At 71.6% G+C, this 17,244-nt stretch carries 16 protein-coding genes; 8 read left to right on the top strand and 8 right to left on the bottom strand.

Annotated elements, in window-relative coordinates:
* Nucleotides 1-98: 98 nt before the first annotated feature.
* The 4 genes from ACQEWB_RS22985 to ACQEWB_RS22970 are packed head-to-tail and all read right to left on the bottom strand — an operon-like array spanning nucleotide 99 to nucleotide 3,275.
* Nucleotides 99-953 (bottom strand): hypothetical protein, encoded by an 855-nt coding sequence (locus ACQEWB_RS22985; RefSeq protein WP_432833934.1) that lies wholly within the window; start codon nucleotides 951-953, stop codon nucleotides 99-101.
* Entirely contained in the window at nucleotides 950-1,972 is a 1,023-nt protein-coding gene (locus tag ACQEWB_RS22980; RefSeq protein WP_432833932.1) for an ABC transporter permease, read from the bottom strand. The genes ACQEWB_RS22985 and ACQEWB_RS22980 overlap by 4 nt, the downstream gene beginning before the upstream one ends.
* Complete coding sequence (locus ACQEWB_RS22975) at nucleotides 1,969-2,874, bottom strand: ABC transporter ATP-binding protein (protein ID WP_432833930.1); 906 nt, start codon at nucleotides 2,872-2,874, stop codon at nucleotides 1,969-1,971. Before ACQEWB_RS22975 ends, ACQEWB_RS22980 begins: the two co-directional genes overlap by 4 nt.
* Entirely contained in the window at nucleotides 2,871-3,275 is a 405-nt protein-coding gene (locus ACQEWB_RS22970) for a GntR family transcriptional regulator (RefSeq protein ID WP_432833928.1), read from the bottom strand. The genes ACQEWB_RS22975 and ACQEWB_RS22970 overlap by 4 nt, the downstream gene beginning before the upstream one ends.
* A 136-nt stretch (nucleotides 3,276-3,411) precedes the next feature.
* Between ACQEWB_RS22970 and ACQEWB_RS22965 the strand changes: the two genes are divergently transcribed.
* The 5 genes from ACQEWB_RS22965 (at nucleotide 3,412) to ACQEWB_RS22945 (ending at nucleotide 7,977) form a co-directional block, all read left to right on the top strand.
* Nucleotides 3,412-3,951, top strand: coding sequence for an RNA polymerase sigma factor (locus ACQEWB_RS22965; protein WP_432833926.1), 540 nt, complete (start codon nucleotides 3,412-3,414; stop codon nucleotides 3,949-3,951).
* Nucleotides 3,948-4,781, top strand: a complete 834-nt coding sequence (locus tag ACQEWB_RS22960; RefSeq protein WP_432833924.1) for a zf-HC2 domain-containing protein — start codon at nucleotides 3,948-3,950, stop codon at nucleotides 4,779-4,781. Before ACQEWB_RS22965 ends, ACQEWB_RS22960 begins: the two co-directional genes overlap by 4 nt.
* A gap of 55 nt (nucleotides 4,782-4,836) precedes the next feature.
* A complete protein-coding gene (locus tag ACQEWB_RS22955; protein WP_432833922.1) occupies nucleotides 4,837-5,709 on the top strand; it encodes an ABC transporter ATP-binding protein in 873 nt (290 codons plus the stop codon).
* Nucleotides 5,706-7,229 (top strand): ABC transporter permease, encoded by a 1,524-nt coding sequence (locus tag ACQEWB_RS22950; protein WP_432833920.1) that lies wholly within the window; start codon nucleotides 5,706-5,708, stop codon nucleotides 7,227-7,229. The genes ACQEWB_RS22955 and ACQEWB_RS22950 overlap by 4 nt, the downstream gene beginning before the upstream one ends.
* Nucleotides 7,230-7,296: 67 nt before the next feature.
* Nucleotides 7,297-7,977, top strand: a complete 681-nt coding sequence (locus ACQEWB_RS22945) for an ABC transporter (RefSeq protein WP_432833918.1) — start codon at nucleotides 7,297-7,299, stop codon at nucleotides 7,975-7,977.
* Between the two features lie 73 nt (nucleotides 7,978-8,050).
* Here ACQEWB_RS22945 and ACQEWB_RS22940 read toward each other — a convergent pair whose 3' ends face one another.
* Complete coding sequence (locus tag ACQEWB_RS22940) at nucleotides 8,051-9,850, bottom strand: bifunctional metallophosphatase/5'-nucleotidase (protein ID WP_432833916.1); 1,800 nt, start codon at nucleotides 9,848-9,850, stop codon at nucleotides 8,051-8,053.
* 200 nt (nucleotides 9,851-10,050) lie between these two features.
* On the opposite strand from ACQEWB_RS22940, the gene mshD reads away from it, so the two are divergent.
* From mshD to ACQEWB_RS22925, 3 genes are all read left to right on the top strand, one after another.
* Entirely contained in the window at nucleotides 10,051-10,977 is a 927-nt protein-coding gene (gene mshD, locus ACQEWB_RS22935; protein ID WP_432833914.1) for a mycothiol synthase, read from the top strand.
* A 598-nt stretch (nucleotides 10,978-11,575) separates the two neighbouring features.
* The gene (locus tag ACQEWB_RS22930; protein ID WP_278196046.1) at nucleotides 11,576-11,704 is read left to right on the top strand and encodes a hypothetical protein; all 129 of its coding nucleotides are present in this window, start codon (nucleotides 11,576-11,578) and stop codon (nucleotides 11,702-11,704) included.
* 110 nt (nucleotides 11,705-11,814) lie between these two features.
* The gene (locus ACQEWB_RS22925) at nucleotides 11,815-13,599 is read left to right on the top strand and encodes an ABC transporter ATP-binding protein (protein ID WP_432833911.1); all 1,785 of its coding nucleotides are present in this window, start codon (nucleotides 11,815-11,817) and stop codon (nucleotides 13,597-13,599) included.
* 3 nt (nucleotides 13,600-13,602) lie between these two features.
* Here ACQEWB_RS22925 and ACQEWB_RS22920 read toward each other — a convergent pair whose 3' ends face one another.
* Genes ACQEWB_RS22920 through ACQEWB_RS22910 form a run of 3 tightly spaced genes read right to left on the bottom strand, consistent with a single transcriptional unit; the run spans nucleotide 13,603 to nucleotide 17,166 of the window.
* On the bottom strand, nucleotides 13,603-14,310 hold the full coding sequence (locus ACQEWB_RS22920; RefSeq protein WP_432833909.1) for a response regulator transcription factor: 708 nt from the start codon (nucleotides 14,308-14,310) through the stop codon (nucleotides 13,603-13,605).
* A 44-nt stretch (nucleotides 14,311-14,354) separates the two neighbouring features.
* Nucleotides 14,355-15,077 carry a PH domain-containing protein gene (locus ACQEWB_RS22915; protein WP_432833907.1) on the bottom strand — a complete coding sequence of 241 codons (723 nt, stop codon included), beginning with the start codon at nucleotides 15,075-15,077 and terminating at the stop codon, nucleotides 14,355-14,357.
* A 55-nt stretch (nucleotides 15,078-15,132) separates the two neighbouring features.
* Entirely contained in the window at nucleotides 15,133-17,166 is a 2,034-nt protein-coding gene (locus ACQEWB_RS22910) for a pectinesterase family protein (RefSeq protein WP_432833905.1), read from the bottom strand.
* Between the last annotated feature and the right edge of the window lie 78 nt (nucleotides 17,167-17,244).

Genomic DNA, 17,244 nt, shown 5'->3' with positions numbered 1-17,244 from the left:
CTACGTCGGCCGGACCGGCGTAACACCTGGCTGGGAGCCGCCCCCGAGGGTACGTACGTCCGTCCCCCCGTGGAAAGGACGTACGCGGATCGGGTGCGTCACACGGTGCGGCGGGGCAGCAGACGGAAGGCGATCACGGTCGCGAGAACGGCCACGGCGAGGACGATGCCGGTCTCCACGAGGTGCATGGGCCAGAAGTGGGACCGGGGGTGGTAGCTGGCGTGGTAGCCGTCGGCGTCGTGCCAGCCCTTCAGCTGCCAGAGGCCGTTCGGGAGGTCGAAGCGGGTCGCCGAGGTCTGGGTCAGCGCGGGCCAGAAAGAGCCGCGGTAGCGCTCCAGGGCGAAGTTGAGGAGCCACATCGCGGCCAAGGAGATGCCGAGGGCGGGCAGGGTGCGGCGGATCAGGAGTGCGGTGAGCGTGCCGACCGCGAGGGCGCACAGGCCGTACGCCACCGCCGCCGGGCCGCGGGCCACGAAGACGTCGGCGAAGGTCCAGTCGTCCCCCATCAGGTCCCGGTGCGCGCCCCAGCCCCAGCGGAACGCCAGCACCAGCGCCGTCCCGCCGAGCGTGATCAGCAGCGCGGGCAGGGCCAGCTTGGCGGCCAGCCAGCGGACGGGGGTGACGCCCTGCGTCCACGCCAGCTTCGCCGTGCCGGACTCCAGCTCGCGGCCCATCAGCGCGGCGCCCGCCCAGGCGGCGACGGCGAGGAAGCTGTAGCAGACGAGGGTGCCGACGTAGCCGGTCCGCTCGCTGTAGTTCAGCGCGGTGAGGATGTTGCAGGTCTCGTGGTGCTCGCAGTAGGCCATCTCCCGCTCGGCCGCGTCGGCGGTGAGCGTGTTCAGCCAGACCAGCCAGCCGATCATGGCGGCGACGAAGGCGCCCCACACGAGCAGCGCCGTGCGGTGCAGCCGCAGGACCGTGCGGGGCAGTCCGGGCAGCGCGAATGCGGTCATACGGTGGCCTCCTCGCGGGAGCGGACGGTCCGGGCCACCGCGGTCCGGCGCCTGAGCAGGCGGAACGTGACCGCGGCCAGCAGCGCGGCGGCGACGAGGAGCAGGCCGGCCGTCATGAACTGGAGCGGCCAGTACTGGGACGCGGGGTGGAAGTCCTTGTAGTAGGAGACGGCGTGGAGCCGGTCGTACAGGGTGCTGCACTCGGTGGCGAGGCTGGTGCCGCAGTAGGGGTCGGCGATGCGCCGCCCGTCGGCGGTGAGCAGTCCCGAGGCGACCTGGATGCCGGCGCCGGGCGCGCCGTTGTTCCGCAGACCGGCCACGCTGGTGACCGTCGGCCAGAGGTGGGGCATCGCCAGGTGGGCGCCGGCCCAGAGCAGGGCGGTGGCGGCCAGGCCGGTGCCCAGCGCGGCCAGGGTGCGGCCGAGGACCAGCCCGGCGAGCGCGCCGGCGACCAGCCCGGCCAGGGCCAGGGCGACCGGTACGGGCCCGTTGGCGTAGAAGGTCTCCAGGCTGTACCAGGGCTTGGCCGTGTCGATCCGGCCCTCGCCCGCCGACCAGGCAAGCCGGTGCAGCAGCACGAGCAGACCGGTGCCGGCGGTGACCAGGACGGCCGGTGCGGCGAGCTTGGCGGTCAGCCAGCGGACCGGTGTCACGCCCTGGGTCCAGGCCAGGTGCGCGGTGCCGTGCTCCATCTCGCGCCCGACCAGGGAGGCACCGGCCCAGGCCGCGACGGTGAAGGGGAGCGCCAGCAGGGGGTAGGTCGTGTAGGTGTAGACGTCCTTGTAGCGCAGGATCGAGGCCTGGTCGTAGCTGCACGCCTCGGTCCGGCAGGCGTCGAACTGCTTCCAGGCGTCCGCGGCCGCGTCCGTCAGCGGACCCCACAGCCACAGCAGCAGCGCGGCGAGTGCGACGACCAGTGCCGTCCAGACGTACAGGGCCGGTCGGTGCAGCCGGACCAGCCAGCGGAGCAGGCGGGGGGCCGGGGTGCGGAGCCCGACGGGGGCGGCGAGGGCGGTCATATCGCGGCCTTCTCGTGCTCGGCCGGGAGGGTGCCCGGGGCCTGGGGGTTGCGCAGGTAGGACAGGACGAGCTCCTCCAGGGAGGGGGTGCTCGGGCGCAGGCTCTCCGGGAGCGGGCCGGACGGGCGGACCAGCGCGGTCAGCTGGCGGCCGGTCGTACGCGACTCGACGACCGTGTGCCCGTCGAGGGAGGCCTCCGCGGGGCCGGACACGCGGGTGTGCGCCGCCAGCAGGTCGTCGATCTCGCCGGACAGCCGCACCCGGCCGCCGCCGATCAGCAGCAGGTGGTCGCAGGAGCCTTCCAACTCGGCGACGACGTGCGAGGACATCACGATCGTGGTGCCGAACTGGGCGGCCTGCGCCATCAGCACGCCCATCAGCTCGTGCCGGGCCAGCGGGTCCAGGTCGGCCATCGGCTCGTCCAGGAGCAGCAGTTCGGGCTTCTTGGCGAGGGCCAGGGCGAGCGCGACGCGGGTGCGCTGGCCGCCGGAGAGCGCCCGGATCCTGGCCTTGGGGTCGAGGTCCCCGTCGGCGACGATCCGCTCGCCGGTCGCCGCGTCCCAGCGGCCGGGGTTGAGGTCGGCGCCCAGCCGCAGCGTCTCGGCCACCGTCAGCTGCGGGTACAGCGGCTTCTCCTGCGCGACGTAGCCCACCCGGGTGCGGGCCGAGGCCGGGTCCGTGCCGAGGACGGTGACCGTGCCCTCGGTCGGCGCCAGCAGGCCGGCGGCCAGGGCGAGGAGGGTGGACTTGCCGGCGCCGTTCGGGCCGACGACGGCGCAGACCCGGCCGGCGGGCAGCCGGAAGGTGCAGTCGCGCAGTGCCCAGGCCGGGGACGTCCAGCGGGCGCCGAAGCGCCTGCCCACGGCGGCCGCCTCCAGGGCGAAGCCGACGGTGTCGGTCATGAAAGGTCCCCCAGGCTGTGCTTGTCGGTGAAGTGCTTTTCCAGTGCGGCGGTGAAGAGCGCGGCCACGTCGTCCCGGTCGAGGCCGGCCTCGCGGGCCTTCCCGGCCCAGGCGTCCAGCTCCCCGTGCAGGGGGGACTCGGCCGGGGTGGCGGTGCCCAGTGAGCGCCGTACGAAGGTGCCGAGGCCTCGGCGGGCCTCGACCAGGCCCTCGCGTTCCAGCTCGCGGTAGGCCTTGAGGACCGTGTTCGGGTTGATGGCGGTGGCCTCGACCACCTCGCGTGCGGTGGGCAGCTTGTCTCCCGGCTCCAGGAGGCCCAGTCGGAGGGCCTGCTTGGTCTGCTGGACGATCTGGACGTAGGTGGCGACGCCGGAGCGCCGGTCGATGCGGTACTCGACCACTCGTACAACCACCCTTTCACTAATTGAGTAGTGAAAGGGTGGTGGAAGCGGCCTGCGAAAGTCAAGCGCGAAGTCGTGCGCGAAATTCTTGGGCGATCGTGTGAACCGATCCGTGGGGCCGGTCCGATGAGGGGACGTGAGCGAAACGAGAAGCGACGGGGAACTGCTGCGGTCCGCCGCGGACGGGGACCGGCGCGCCTTCGAGGAGCTGTACCGGCGGTACGCGCCGTGGCTGACCGCCCGGCTGCGCGGCCGGTGCGCCGACACGGGGGTCGTCGACGACGTCGTACAGGAGACGTTCCTGGCGATCTGGCGGGGCAAGGCCCGCTACCGCGAGGACGGCGATGTGGCCGGGTGGCTGTGGCGGATCGGCTCGCGGCGGCTGATCGACGCGCTGCGGGGCGACGGGGCGCGGGGGAGGTTGCGGCAGGCGCTGGCGCGGCTGCGGCACCGGGACGAGGCGTCCGCGGAGGAGCGCGTGCTCGCGGGGGTTGAGCACGGGGACCTCGCGGGTGCCCTGGTCCGGCTCTCGCCGGAGCTCCGGGCGGTCCTCCAGGCGACGGTCATCGACGGGCTGACCACCCGCGAGGCCGCCGTTCTGCTGGGGATTCCGCCCGGGACGGTCAAGACACGGGCGATGCGGGCCCGCACACAGCTGAGGGAGGCGCTGGCATGACGACGTGGCATGTGGACACCGAAGACCTACGGGCTTATGCCCAGGGCGAGTTGGCGGCCCCGCTGCTCTGGTCCGCCGACACGCACCTGGTCGCGTGCGCCGAGTGCCGGGGGGTGCTCGCCTCCGTGAGCGACCCGGTGTCCGTCGACGCCGGCTGGGAGCGGCTCGACGCCGAACTCGACGCGCCCCGGCCCGGGTTGTTCGAGCGACTGCTGGTGCGGATCGGGGTCGCCGACCACGTCGCGCGGCTGCTCGCGGCCACGCCGGTGCTGCGCCGCTCCTGGCTGGGCTCGGTCGTCGCGGTCCTCGTGATGTCGGTCGCGGCGGCCTACACGGCCCGCAACTCGCAGTCGCCGACCGTCTTCCTGGCCCTCGCGCCGCTGCTCCCGCTCGCCGGGGTCGCGCTGTCCTACGGGCCCGCGCTGGACCCGACGTACGAGATGGCGGTGGTCGCCCCGGTGCACGGGTTCCGGCTGCTGATGATCCGTACCGTCGCCGTCCTCGCCGCGGTGCTCGGCCTCAGCGGCCTCGCGACGCTCGCGCTGCCGGGCTACGGACTCGGCGCCCTGGCCTGGCTGCTGCCCGCGCTCGCGCTCACCTCGACCGGCCTGGCGCTGTCCGCCCGGCTCGGCCCGGTGCTCGCGCCGTCGCTGGTCGGCGGGGCCTGGGTCGCGGTGCTGCTGACGGCGCGCGCCGCCGACTCCGGCAGCACGCTCGCGCCGTTCACCGCGGCCGGCCAGGGGGTGGCGGCCGGGGTCGCCGCGCTCGCGGGCGGGCTGCTGTTCCTCGTCCGGGACCGATTCGACCGCTTTCGGGGCAGCGCCGTATGACCACCGCCGCGCCCGCCCTTTCCGACTTCTACCGCCATCCTTGGGGGAGTACCGCATGACACCCACCGTTTCCGCCTCCGGGCTGAGTCTGCGCTACGGCGCGACCCGCGCCCTCGACGACGTGTCGCTGCGGCTGACACCGGGCGTCACCGGCCTGCTCGGCCCCAACGGGGCCGGAAAGACGACCCTGTTGCGGGTCCTGGCCACCGCCGTGCCCGCCGACGGCGGCTCGTTCACCGTGCTGGGCCATGACCCGGGCACGGGGGCCGGCCGGCAGGAGGTGCGGCGGCAGCTCGGCTATCTGCCCCAGACCCCCGGGTTCCACCCGGACTTCACGGCCTTCGAGTTCGTCGACTACGTGGCGATCCTCAAGGAGCTGACCGACCGGGGCGCCCGGCACCGCGAGGTGCGGCGCGTCCTCGACCAGGTCGACCTCGCCGACGTACGCGGCAAGCGGATCAAGAAGCTCTCCGGCGGTATGCGGCAGCGGGTCGCGCTGGCCGCCGCGCTGGTCGGCGACCCGGGGTTCCTGGTCCTGGACGAGCCGACGGTCGGTCTGGACCCCGAACAGCGCATGCGCTTCCGGGAGTTGATCGCGCAGGCCGGTGAGGGGCGGACCGTGCTCCTCTCCACCCACCAGACCGAGGACGTGGCGATGCTCTGCCACCGCGTGCTGGTGATGGCGGGCGGCGCCATCCGCTTCGACGGCACCCCCGCCGAGCTCACCGCCCGCGCCGCCGGACGCGTCTGGAACAGCGCCGAACGCGACCCGGACGCGAAGGCGGGCTGGCGCACCGGCACCGGCTCCTTCCGCAACGTCGGCAACCCGCCCGCGGGCGCGGACCTCGCCGAACCCACCCTGGAGGACGGCTACTTGCTCACCCTGGACGGCGCCGGCGCCGACGCCGGTGCGGAGGTGGCGGCATGAGCGCGGTACTGGAGGAAACGCCCGCGGTGGAGCGGACGGCACGGTCCGGCGGGTCCACGTCGGCGATGCTCGACCTGGCGCTGTTCGAGACACGGCGGCTGCTGACCCGCATACCGATGCTGCTCGCCTTCGCGGCCTACGTCGCCTGGATGGTGTGGCGCACACCGAAGTTCGAGGACGGCTTCCCGGCCCTGCAGAACGCCGACCGCGCCACCCAGAGTGGCCCGCTCCTGGTCGGCCTCGCGGTGATGCTGTGCGCCAACCACGCGGTGCTGCGCTCGCACCGGCACGACACGGAACGGCACTTCGCGGTCCTGGTGCTCGCGCCCTGGCGGCGTACGGCGGCCCATGTGCTGTCCGTCGTACCGGTCGTGCTGCTCGTCGCGGTGGGCGTGGCGGGGCAGTTCGGCTGGGAGGCGCTCAAGCCGGGCGCCGTCGGGACCGGTTCGGTGGCCGAGCTGCTGGTGGGGCCGCTGATCGTGCTGCTGTTCGGCGCGATCGGGGTGCTGCTCGCCCGGCTGATCCGCTCGGGCTTCGCGGCGCCGCTGACGATCGTGCTGTTCTTCTTCCTGTTCTTCGCCGGGGCGTTCCCGACGGGGAACGGCGAGCGGGGCACGCGCTGGCTGGCGCCGGTGGTGGACGAGATGGGCAGCGGCTCCATCCCGTCCGACCTGATGGGCCGCCCGGCCGGCTGGCACGCGCTGTACCTGCTGGGCCTCGGCCTTACGGCGGCGCTGCTCGCCGTCGTCGCCGGGGGCGGCCGCAGCTGGGTGCTCAAGGGCGCGGTCGCCGGGGCGCTGGCGCTGGCGATCACGGGCGGGGTGGCCCAGACCTCCGGGCTCCCGGCCGACACGGTCGTCGCCCGCGCGGCGGCCACCAACAACCCCGACAAGCAGCAGACCTGCGTGAACCGGGACGGCTCGACGTACTGCGCCTTCCCGGAATGGCAGCCGCGGACGGCCACCTGGGCCTCGGTCGTGCGGCACGTCCAGTCCCTGGCCGGCGGCAGGGCGCACACCCAGCCGCTCATCGTCCGCCAGCGCGTCTACGCCACGGACGGACTCGCCTCCGACGGCGCGATCGCCCAGTCGACCAACCCGTACCAGGTCACGGTCGGCACCAGCTGGGGCGGCAACCGCGTCCCCGAGTTCTCGGCCGCGGTCTCCTCGGTCCTCGTCGCGGGCAACGAGAAGGCGACGAGCGCGATGTGCGACGGCCGCATGGTGACGACGATGTGGCTGGCCCTGGCCTGGCAGCCCGACCCGATGCAGTCCCTGCGCAACGTCCGCCTGGACGACAGCGTGACGGGCTCGGCGATCGTGCTGTCCCCGACCGACCCGCTCCAGATGACGGCCGGCCAGACGGACGTCGTACGCGAACTGCTGGGCAAGCCGCAGGAGTCCGTGGCCGCGAAGGTGAAGGCCCACTGGGCGGAGCTGACGGCACCGAAGGTGACCAGCGCGCGGGTGGCGGAGCTGCTGGGGGTCACGGCACCGAAGGAGGCGGACAAGTGCGACTGAGGGGGAGCCGACGGGGCGTGTGGCCCGGCGTCGAGCGGTGCCGCGGCTCGCGTGCGGAGGTGGCGAAGTGCGGGGCTTGATAAGGGAGTTGACGCTCCCCGTCTGGCGCACCCTGCCGTGGCGGGCGCTCGCGGCGGGCGGTGGGCTCGGCTTGGTGCTCGCGGGAATGATGCGGCTCTACAGCGACTCGCTCGCCGGCTGGTCCACGCTCACCCTGCTCCGCACCGCCGCCCTCGCCTACGCCCTGGGCCTGACCTTCCTCCTCGACGACCCGGCCCGCCACACCACCGCCGCGGTGCCGACCCGGCGCCCCGTGCGCACCGTGCTCCGGGTCGCCCTGGTCACCCCGGTCACCGCACTGTGGTGGACGGCGACCGTCCTGCTCGTCCCGTCCGACCTGCGCCCTCCGGTGGGCGCGGTCACCCTGGAGGCCGGCACGACCTGCGCCCTGGCGCTCGCGGCGGGGGCCCTGGCGGTACGCCTGACGGACGAGCCCCGACCGGGCCCCTCGGTGGCGGCGGCCCTGCTCTTCACGGCCGTCGTCGGCCCGCTCCTGCTCCCGGGCCGCTGGGCCCTGTTCGTCTTCCCGCCGGACAAGAGGTGGGAGGCGGCGCACGAACGGTGGGGGATGGTACTGGCGGCGGCGCTGGTGCTGTGGGCCGCGTGTCTGGGAGAGCCGGTACGGCGGAGACGCTTGCGCCGTCATCGCGGCTCATCCGGCGCCGGAGCCCTGATGGTTGACGCCTGACGCCTGACAGCTGAAACCACGTGAGCCTGTGGCCGAACTCCGGCCACAGGCTCTCGCGCTTCCCGTGAACTACCTACTGAACGACCGTGATCCGGTTCGCCGTCGGTGGTGCGAGCGGGTTCGTTGCCGATGAGTTCGCCGTCAGGTACTGCTCCAGTGCCGTCAGGTCGTCCGTGCCGACCAGGTCGTTCGTGCCCTGGCCCAGGGTCGTGAAGCCGTCGCCGCCGCCCGCGAGGAAGCTGTTCGTCGCGATGCGGTAGGTGGCGGCCGGGTCGATCGCGGTGCCGCCCAGCCTGATGGAGTCCGTGATGACGCGGTCCGCGCCCGACTTCGTCAGGTCCAGCGTGTAGGAGAGGTTCGACGAGGGCTGGAGGATCTTCGGGGAGGCCGCGTTCGTGCCGCTGACCTGCTCCTTCAGGACCTGGATGAGTTGCGCGCCGGTGAAGTCCTGGAGGTTCACCGTGTTGGAGAACGGCTGGACCGTGAAGCCCTCGGCGTAGGTGACCACGCCGTCGCCCTCGGTGCCCTTGGCCGCGTAGGTGAGACCCGCCCGCACACCGCCCGGGTTCATCAGCGCGAGGTCGGTCTCCGCGTCCAGCCCCTTGCCGTACGCCAGTTGCGCGTCGGCGATGAGGTCGCCCATCGGGGACTCGGTGCCGGTGCTGGGGACGTCCGCTGAGATGTAGCCGATCGCGCGGTTGCCGATGGGAGCCGCGAGGGTGTTCCACTTGGCGATCAGCTCGGTCAGGTCCGGCGCCTTGGCGACGGTCCGGGTGACCACGTGGTTCGCCGACTTCACGGACGTACGCGCGATGTCACCGGTGAAGCGGTCGTACGTCAGCGTGGTGTCCGTGTAGAGGCGGCCGAAGGAGGCCGCCGACGTCACCATGCGCGGCTGGCCCGCCGGGTCCGGGATCGTGCAGACGTACGCGGCGTGCGTGTGGCCGGTGACCAGCGCGTCGACCGACGGCGAGATGTTCTTCGCGATGTCCACGATCGGGCCGGAGATGCCGCTGCCCGCGCTCCCGGAGTCGCAGTCGTAGTTGTACGAGCCCGAGGCCGGCAGACCGCCCTCGTGGATGAGGGCCACGATCGACTTCACGCCCTGGCGCTGGAGCACCTTGGCGTACTTGTTGATCGTCTCGACCTCGTCCTTGAACTTCAGGCCCTTGACGCCCTCGGCGGAGACGACACCCGGGGTGTCCTCCAGCGTCACGCCGATGAAGCCGACCTTGACGTCCTTCTTCTTCCAGACCCAGTACGGCTTGAGGATCGGCCTGTTGGTCTTCTCGTCGAGGACGTTGGCGGCCAGGTAGGGGAAGTCCGCGCCCTCGAACTCCTCGTCCGTGTAGCAGCCGGCCGTCGGGTGGCAGCCGCCGTTCTGGAGGCGGGCCAGCTCCTTGGCGCCCTCGTCGAACTCGTGGTTGCCGACCGAGGTGACGTCCAGGTCGAGGTCGTTCAGCGCCTCGATGGTGGGCTCGTCGTGGAAGAGGCCCGAGATCAGCGGGGAGGCGCCGACCATGTCGCCGCCCGCCGCGGTGATGGAGTACGGGTTGCCCTTGCGGGCCTCGCGCAGATGCGTCGCGAGGTACTCGACACCACCGGCGTCGATTGTCTTCGTCGTACCGTCCGCCTGCAGCTCGGTGACCCGGCCCGAGGAACCCGACGGCGGCTCCAGGTTGCCGTGCAGGTCGTTGAAGGACAGCAGCTGGACGTCCTGGTAGCGGCTCGGCAGATGCCCGCCGCCCTTCGTCTCGTGCGCGTCGGCCGGCAGCGCGGCCGCGAGGGCACCGGCGGTGGCGAGCGTGGCGGCCGCGGCCAGCAGTCGGTACGTCCGTCTGCGGCGCGGGTACGGCTGGGTGGTGGCTGGCATACGCCCCCCTGTGGCTGTGCAGCCCCGCTGTGGGTCTGCTGAGTGACATGGCCCCGTCCGGCGCAGCCTAGGGTCAACGCGCGTAGCGCGACAGGGGGTTCTTGGTTACATCCTGGTTTCCCTTTGCCCTCTGCTTTGCCTTTCCGCTCGGTTTGCCGCGCACCCCCACTTTGTCGGCCGGCCCGCTTACCCTCGTACGCATGACCAGCGACGACACCGCCCCCGCGGGCCGGACCCGCTCCATCGAGACCCTTTCCGCGCTCTCTCCCGGGCAGACCGAGGCCGTGCTCGCCCTGCTGGCGGAGGCCGCGAAGAACGACGGCCAGCAGGCGGTGTCCGAGCAGGGCCGGCTGCAACTGCGGGACGGCGAGCGCGAGGGCGTCTCCCATCTGCTGCTCACGGCCGGCGATGAACTCGTCGGCTACGCGCAGCTGGAGGACACCGACCCGGTGGAGGCGCCGGCCGCCGAGCTGGTCGTCCACCCCGCGCACCGCGGACACGGCCACGGGCGGGCGCTGGGCTCGGCCCTGCTCGCCGCCTCCGGCAAGCGGCTGCGGGTGTGGGCCCACGGCGGCCACTCCGCCGCCCGGCACCTCGCGCAGGTCCTCGGGCTCACCCTCTTCCGTGAACTGCGGCAGATGCGGCGGCCGTTGGCGGGCCTCAACCTGTCCGAGCCGGTGCTGCCGCTGGACGTGACGGTGCGGACCTTCGAGCCCGGGCAGGACGACGCGGCCTGGCTCGCGGTGAACGCGGCCGCGTTCGCCCACCACCCCGAACAGGGCTCGCTGACCCAGCGGGACCTGGACGCCCGCAAGGCCGAGCCCTGGTTCGACCCGGCCGGCTTCTTCCTCGCCTTCCGCGGCGAGGAACTCGTCGGCTTCCACTGGACGAAGGTGCACGCGGCGGAGCGCTTGGGCGAGGTGTACGTCCTCGGCGTGCGGCCCGGCGTGCAGGGCGGCGGGCTCGGCAAGGCGCTCACCACGATCGGGCTGCGGCACCTGGAGGCGCAGGGCCTGCCGACGGCGATGCTGTACGTCGACGCCGACAACAAGGCCGCGGTGTCCGTGTACGAGCGGCTCGGCTTCACCACGTACGAGACGGACCTGATGTACCGCACGGAGACGTGATCTCCCACCACCCCTGGACGGCCGCCGGTCATCGACCGGCGGCCGTCTCTTTTTCCGTAAGTTCTGTGTGAGCGCGGTTTCAGTTCCAGGGTCCGTGTAGCAGTTTAAATTCAGAGGCAACCCACATCGATCCTTATTGACGTCTAAGGCAATTTGGCTTTTCCGGCTTCGGAAATGCCGTAGTGTTTTCCATGTCGAAAGCGAACGGCGCGGACGACACCGAAACGAAGGAGAGCCCGATGAGCTTCCACAAGATCGCCCCGGTCAAGAAGGCCCACAAGCCCGCCCCGGCCCCGAAGAAGAAGCCGGTCAAGAAGGCCGCCCCGGCCCCGAAGCGTCGGCCCGTCGGCCACAAGTAAGTCATCCATAAAGAACTCAGGGAGGGAAATAAATCATGAGCTTCCACAAGATCGTCCCCGTCAAGAAGACCCGCAAGCCCGCTCCCGCGCCCAAGAAGCACGCGCCGAAGAAGGCCGCTCCGAAGCGGCGCCCGGTCGAGCACAAGAACTGACGCAGAACTTATCCACGTAATTCACAGGCACTTGCAGCAGATCGGTAGAAGGACTGTTGCAGAACAGTAGTGAAGAGGGAAACAGACATGAGCTTCAAGAAGATCGCCCCGGTCAAGAAGAACGACTGCAAGAAGGCCGCGCCGGCCGCCAAGCGCGCCGCCAAGCCCGCGCCGAAGAAGGCCCCGAAGCGCCGCCCCGTCGGCCACCAGGGCTGACGACCGTGCGGCGGGGCCACCGGTTAGCGAGCGAGCTCGCGCCGGTGGCCCCGCCCGGCCATGTAGTACCCCCCGTACCGCCGTGCCCGTAGTCCCGAAGGGAGTTGATCATGAGAGAGGTCCGTGAGGCCTTCCGCCGGTTCTGGCCGCTGACCCGCGGTGACCGCAAGTGGCTGGCCGCGATCGTCGCGTGCGTGGTGGTGTCCGCGCTCGCCGAGACCGCCTCGATCCTGCTGTTCGCGCAGCTCACCGACAACGCCCTGGAGGCCGGTTCGATCACCGCGTTCTGGGGCCCGGCCGGCGCCTGGCTGGGCGTTGCCGTGCTCGGCGCGCTCGTCGGCTACTTCGGCAACTCGCTCGCCACCTGGACCGCGGAGAGATTCGTCCTGCGGCTACGGGCGAAGGTCTTCCGGCACGTCCAGGACCTGCCCCCGCACTTCTTCCAGAAGCACCGCCAGGGCGACCTGGTGGAGCGGCTGACCGGTGACGTCGAGGCCATCGAGCAGATGGTCGTCTCCGGCGTGGTCGGCGCCGTCTCCGCCGCCTTCTCGGCGGTCTTCTACTCGGCCGCCGCCCTCTACCTCCGCTGGGACCTGGCCCTCGCCACCTTCGTCCTGGCCCCCCTCTTCCTGCTGGCCGCCCGCCGGTTCTCCGGCCGCATCCGCACGGCCTCGCAGGACGAGCGGGTCGCCGACGGCGCGATCACCTCCGTGGTCGAGGAGTCGCTCGGCAACATCGTGCTGACCCAGGCGTACAACCGCCGCGCGGACGAGGAGAAGCGGCTCGACCGCGAGGCCCGCGCGTGGATGAAGGCGTCCGTCCGGGGCGCCCGACTGAGCGAGATGTACGAGCAGTTCGTCGAGGTCGTCGAGACGCTGTGCGTGCTCGCGGTGATCGGTCTCGGCGTCTGGGAGATCTCGGCCGGCCGGATGACCCTCGGCCAGCTCCTCGCCTTCGCCGCCTTCATCGGCTACCTCTACCCGCCGGTCCGCAGCCTCGGCCAGCTCGGCCTCACCCTCACCGCGGCCACCGCGGGCGCCCAGCGCCTGAACGAGATCCTGGACGCGGAGCCGGCCGTCACCGACCCCGCCGAACCGGTCGCCCAGTGGCCCGTGCGCGGCTGGGTCGCCTTCCACGACGTCTCCTTCCGCTACCCCGAGTCCCGCCGCGCCTCCCTGCGTGACGTGACCTTCACCGCGGGCCCCGGCGAGCTGGTGATCGTCACCGGCTCCAGCGGCGCCGGCAAGTCCACCCTCGCCAAGCTCATCCCCCGCTTCTACGACCCCGCGCAGGGCACGATCACCCTCGACGGCGTCCCGCTCATCGACGTGCCCCTGGAGTTCCTGCGCGAGAACGTGGCGCTGCTCCCGCAGGAGACCCTCATCCTCAACGGCACGATCCGCGAGAACATCGCCTGCGGCCGCCCCGGCGCGAGCGAGGAGGAGATCGTGCGGGCGGCGACGGAGGCGGCGGCGCACAACTTCATCACCGCACTGCCCGAGGGTTACGACACCCACATCGCCCCCGGCACGGCCGCCCTGTCCGGCGGCCAGCTCCAGCGCGTCGCCATCGCCCGCGCGATGCTGCGGGCCGCACCGGTCCTCGTCCTCGACGAGCCGACCGCGGGCCTGGACGCGGTGGCCGCCCGCCAGGTGGTGACGCCGCTGCGGAAGCTGATGGCGGGCCGTACGACGATCATGATCACCCACGATCTGAGCCTCGCGCCGGACGCGGACCGGATCCTGGTCGTGCACCGCGGACGCCTCGTCGAGTCGGGCACCCACAAGGAGCTGCTCGCCCGGCAGGGCGCCTACGCGCAGCTCGCCCAGCCGCTGCCGGACGCGGTGGCGGACGTACCGCCGACGGTGGACGAGACGATGATCCTCAGGTGGTAGGGCTCAGTTGGTAGCCCTCAGGGTGTAGCCGAGTCCTCGCACGGTCTGGATGAGCCGCGGTTCGCCGCGGCTCTCCATTTTTCGTCGCAGGTACATGACGTACACGTCGAGGGTGTTGGAGGTCGGCTCGAACTCGAAGCCCCACACGTCGTGCAGGATCTGCCCGCGGCTGAGCACCTTGCCCGCATGCCGGAGCAGGTACTCCAGCAGGGCGTACTCGGTCTTGGTGAGGTCGAGCGGGCGGTCCTCGCGGGTGACCGTGCGGGTGCGCGGATCCAGGGCGAGGTCCTGGAAGCGGAGCCGGTGGTCGGGCGCGGACTGGGTGGGCTGCCGGGGCACTCGGCGCAGCAACGCCCGTACGCGCGCGAGGAGTTCCTCGGCGGCGAACGGCTTCATGAGATACCCGTCGGCGCCGTTGTCGAGCGCGACGATCCGGTCGCCCACCGCGTCCCGCCCGGTGATCATCAGGATCGGCACGGTGGACCCGGAGGCCCGGATCCGCCGGGTGGCGGCCAGCCCGTCGAGGCCCGGCATGGTGACGTCCATCAGCACGAGGTCGGGCTCCTCCTCGGGCACCCCGAGCAGATCGAGGGCGGCACGCCCGTCCCCGGCGAGGAGCGTGTCGTACCCCTCGAACCGGAGCAGTCGCCCGATCCCCTCCCGTACGGCCTCGTCGTCGTCGGCCAGCAGAACCGTTGTCTTCCGCGCCATCTGAACAAGGTGTGACGGCCGCCTGTGCCAGGGCTGGCAGCCGCTTATGGCTGAGCTGGGACCAGGGACTTCCAGCGCCAGTCAAGGAGTGCGCCCAGCAGCGCGAAGGAGGCCAGCGGCACGCACACGAACAGCAGGAACGGGTGCTCGGGGCGGCCGGTGACGATCTCCCAGACGTCGACCACGAACATGGCCGCCAGCATCACGAGCGCGCCGTAGGCGGCCCAGGTCCACGCCCGGCGCCGGGCGGCCCGGCGCACGATGAGGGCCTCGACCTTCGGGCGGCGTTCCCAGGTGAGGCTGCGGTTCGGGTCGGCGGCCAGGCAGAGGTCGGAGACCTCGGCGTAGGGGTCGTCGAGCTGCCAGTCGTTGAGGTGCGGGAGCAGGAAGCGACGGCCCTCGAAGTCGTAGACGTACGCGAGCCATTGGGGAGCCATCCGGCCCGAGCCGCGCGGGGCGGGCTCGACCCGGATGTCGTACACCTGCTGCCAGGTCCAGGAGCGCGAGCGCACGGCCCACTGCGCGGTGACGCCGGTGCTCGTGACGCGGGTGCGGGAGCGGTACTGCTCCAGGAGGATCCGTGCGACGGCCGCCGCCATCACCACCAGGAACACCACCGTGGACCACTTGTCGCGGCTGGTGTAGTGGGTGCGGCCGGTCTGGATGAGGGTGTTGAGGCAGAGCACCGCCAGCAGCCCGACCACCGGCCCCGGCAGTCTTCGCCGCTTGCGGTACTCCCGCTCGGTCATGCCCCCGTGCGCGTCCATCGCCCCGCCCTCCCCGACGTGTGTGCGAGCGATGGTACGACCGCCGGCTGTGGGCTCAGGAGGCCGACGGCGTCCAGTCGCCCAGCCAGTCCGCGACCTCCTGGTCCGCGGCCTGGGCGTCGGTCAGCTGCGGCCGGTTGCTGCTCGCCGCGCCCGACCCGGCGCCGGTGTTCCGGTACTCGGCGAACCGGTCGTCCTTCCAGCTGAAGCCGCCCATGTCCGACCAGGGAGTTGACCTGATCGCCGCGCCGAGGGTGCTGTTGCGGACGGTGGTCTGCGGGTCGACCGTGGTGTCGCCGCCGGGGTGCCAGTTGCGGCCGAGGAAGAAGGAGGCCGCGGAGACGTCACCGCCGATCGTGGACCGGTTGATCAGGATGCCCTTGCGGCCGGCCGGGGTGCTCGGCGCGGTGACGTACCCGGCGGACGTGCCGTTCCAGCGCTTCTTCAGCGTGATGACGGACTTGTCGACCACGACCGTCGCCCGGCCGAAGACGAAGTCGACGTTCCCGGTGACGTAGGAGTTGTTGATGTAGACCCGGCCGGGCTTGTCCTTGGCGGCGGTCTCCAGCTCCAGGGTGTCCTGATCGCCGTTGACGATGACCCCGTCGAGCACGATCCGGTCCGCCTGGGTCAGCAGCGCGACCGCCTGGTTGGCGATGTCCTGGTGCCTGGACTCGTCGAAGTCGTTGGTGACGGTGAGGTTGCGCACCTGGGAGTCGTCCGACAGGACCGAGACGGTGGCGCTGCCCGGGGTGCCGTAGGTGCCCGACCCGTCCGGCTTCCGCGTCCCGGCCGCGTTGTCGTACACGATCGTCGTGTCCTTACGGCTGCCACCCGCGCCCTGGATGGTGACGTGCGGCTTGTTGGCGGGGACCTTGACCAGCTCGCGGTACGTGCCCGGCTTGACCGAGATGACAACCCGGGAGGGGTTGTCGACCGGCACGGCGTTCACGGCGGCCTGCACGGTCGTGTACTGCCCGGACCCGTCCTGGGCGACGGTGAGGGTGGTAGCGGCGGCGGAGGTCGTGTTGGCCGTGGTACCGAGCGAAGTACGCGGCCCCGCACCGGACTTGAGCAGCGCGGGCACGTCGGCGGCCTTGTCGAGGGTGTACGGGTAGTAGCTCTTCGGATCCCAGGAGGCCCCGCTGCCCCCGCTCTCGTTCCGCCCGCTCGTCCCCGAGAAGACGTTCCCCTTCTGCACGAGCGTCGCCGTACTGTCCCTGATCACCGGGTTGTTGATGCCCTGGAAGTACGAGTTCTCCAGCAGCATGTTGGTCTTGCCGCGGGAGTAGTTGCCGTAGGAGGACTTGATGTCGGTCCCGGCCTCGTCCTCCAGGTAGTTGTTGTAGAGGTGGGCGTGGGCGACGTTGTCCGTGGACGGGTTGCGCTGCTCGGTCTCGCGGATCCAGTTGTGGTGGATCGTGATGTCCGAGGTCACGTTGGTGGTCCAGCCGATGCCGAAGGCCTTGTTCTCCTGGCTGAGCTTGTTCCAGGAGACGGTCAGGTAGGTGGTGTCCTTGCGGCTGTCGATGAGCCCGTCGGCCATGTGCCGGATGTCGTTGTGGTCGATCCAGACGTGATGCGCGCCGTCCATCTGGATGCCGTCGTAGTCGTGCTCCTTGTCGTTCCACGTGCCCTGGTAGGCATCCCGGATCGTCAGGTTCCGGATGATGACGTTGTGGACGCCCTGCCCGAGGAAGAACCCGCCGGCGACGATCTGCCCGGCGGTCCCGGAGCCGATGATGGTCTTGTCGGACTGGACCTTGATCTCCTTGCCGACGGGATCCATGTTGATGGTCGCGGCCACGACGATGACGTACGGCTCGGCGGCCGTCGCGTACTTCTCCAGATCGGCGAGCGTCTTGACGGTGACCGTCTTCCCGTCCCTGCCGCCGTAAGTCCCGTTCTGCCCCAGGGCGTTGACGGAGGCGAACCCGTCCGCACCGGCCGTGGCCCAGGCGGGCGCGGTCGCGGCGGAGGCCTTGGACTGCGAGCCGGGGAGCAACCCGTAGGCGGCGGCCGAGGTGGCCGCGAGGGCGACGGGGATGGCGATCACGAGGGCGGTACGACGCCGTCTGTGCTGGGCCATGGGAGGGGGCTTCCGTTCCGTGCGGGTGACAGGGACCGGTGTGGGGTCGTCACAGGGGACGGAAAGGTTGCCGTGACG

Source organism: Streptomyces sp. CA-249302, from assembly GCF_050936785.1.
Classification (GTDB): domain Bacteria; phylum Actinomycetota; class Actinomycetes; order Streptomycetales; family Streptomycetaceae; genus Streptomyces.
The sequence above is the reverse complement of the archived record's forward strand: the minus strand, read 5'-3'. Positions and strand labels throughout refer to the sequence as shown.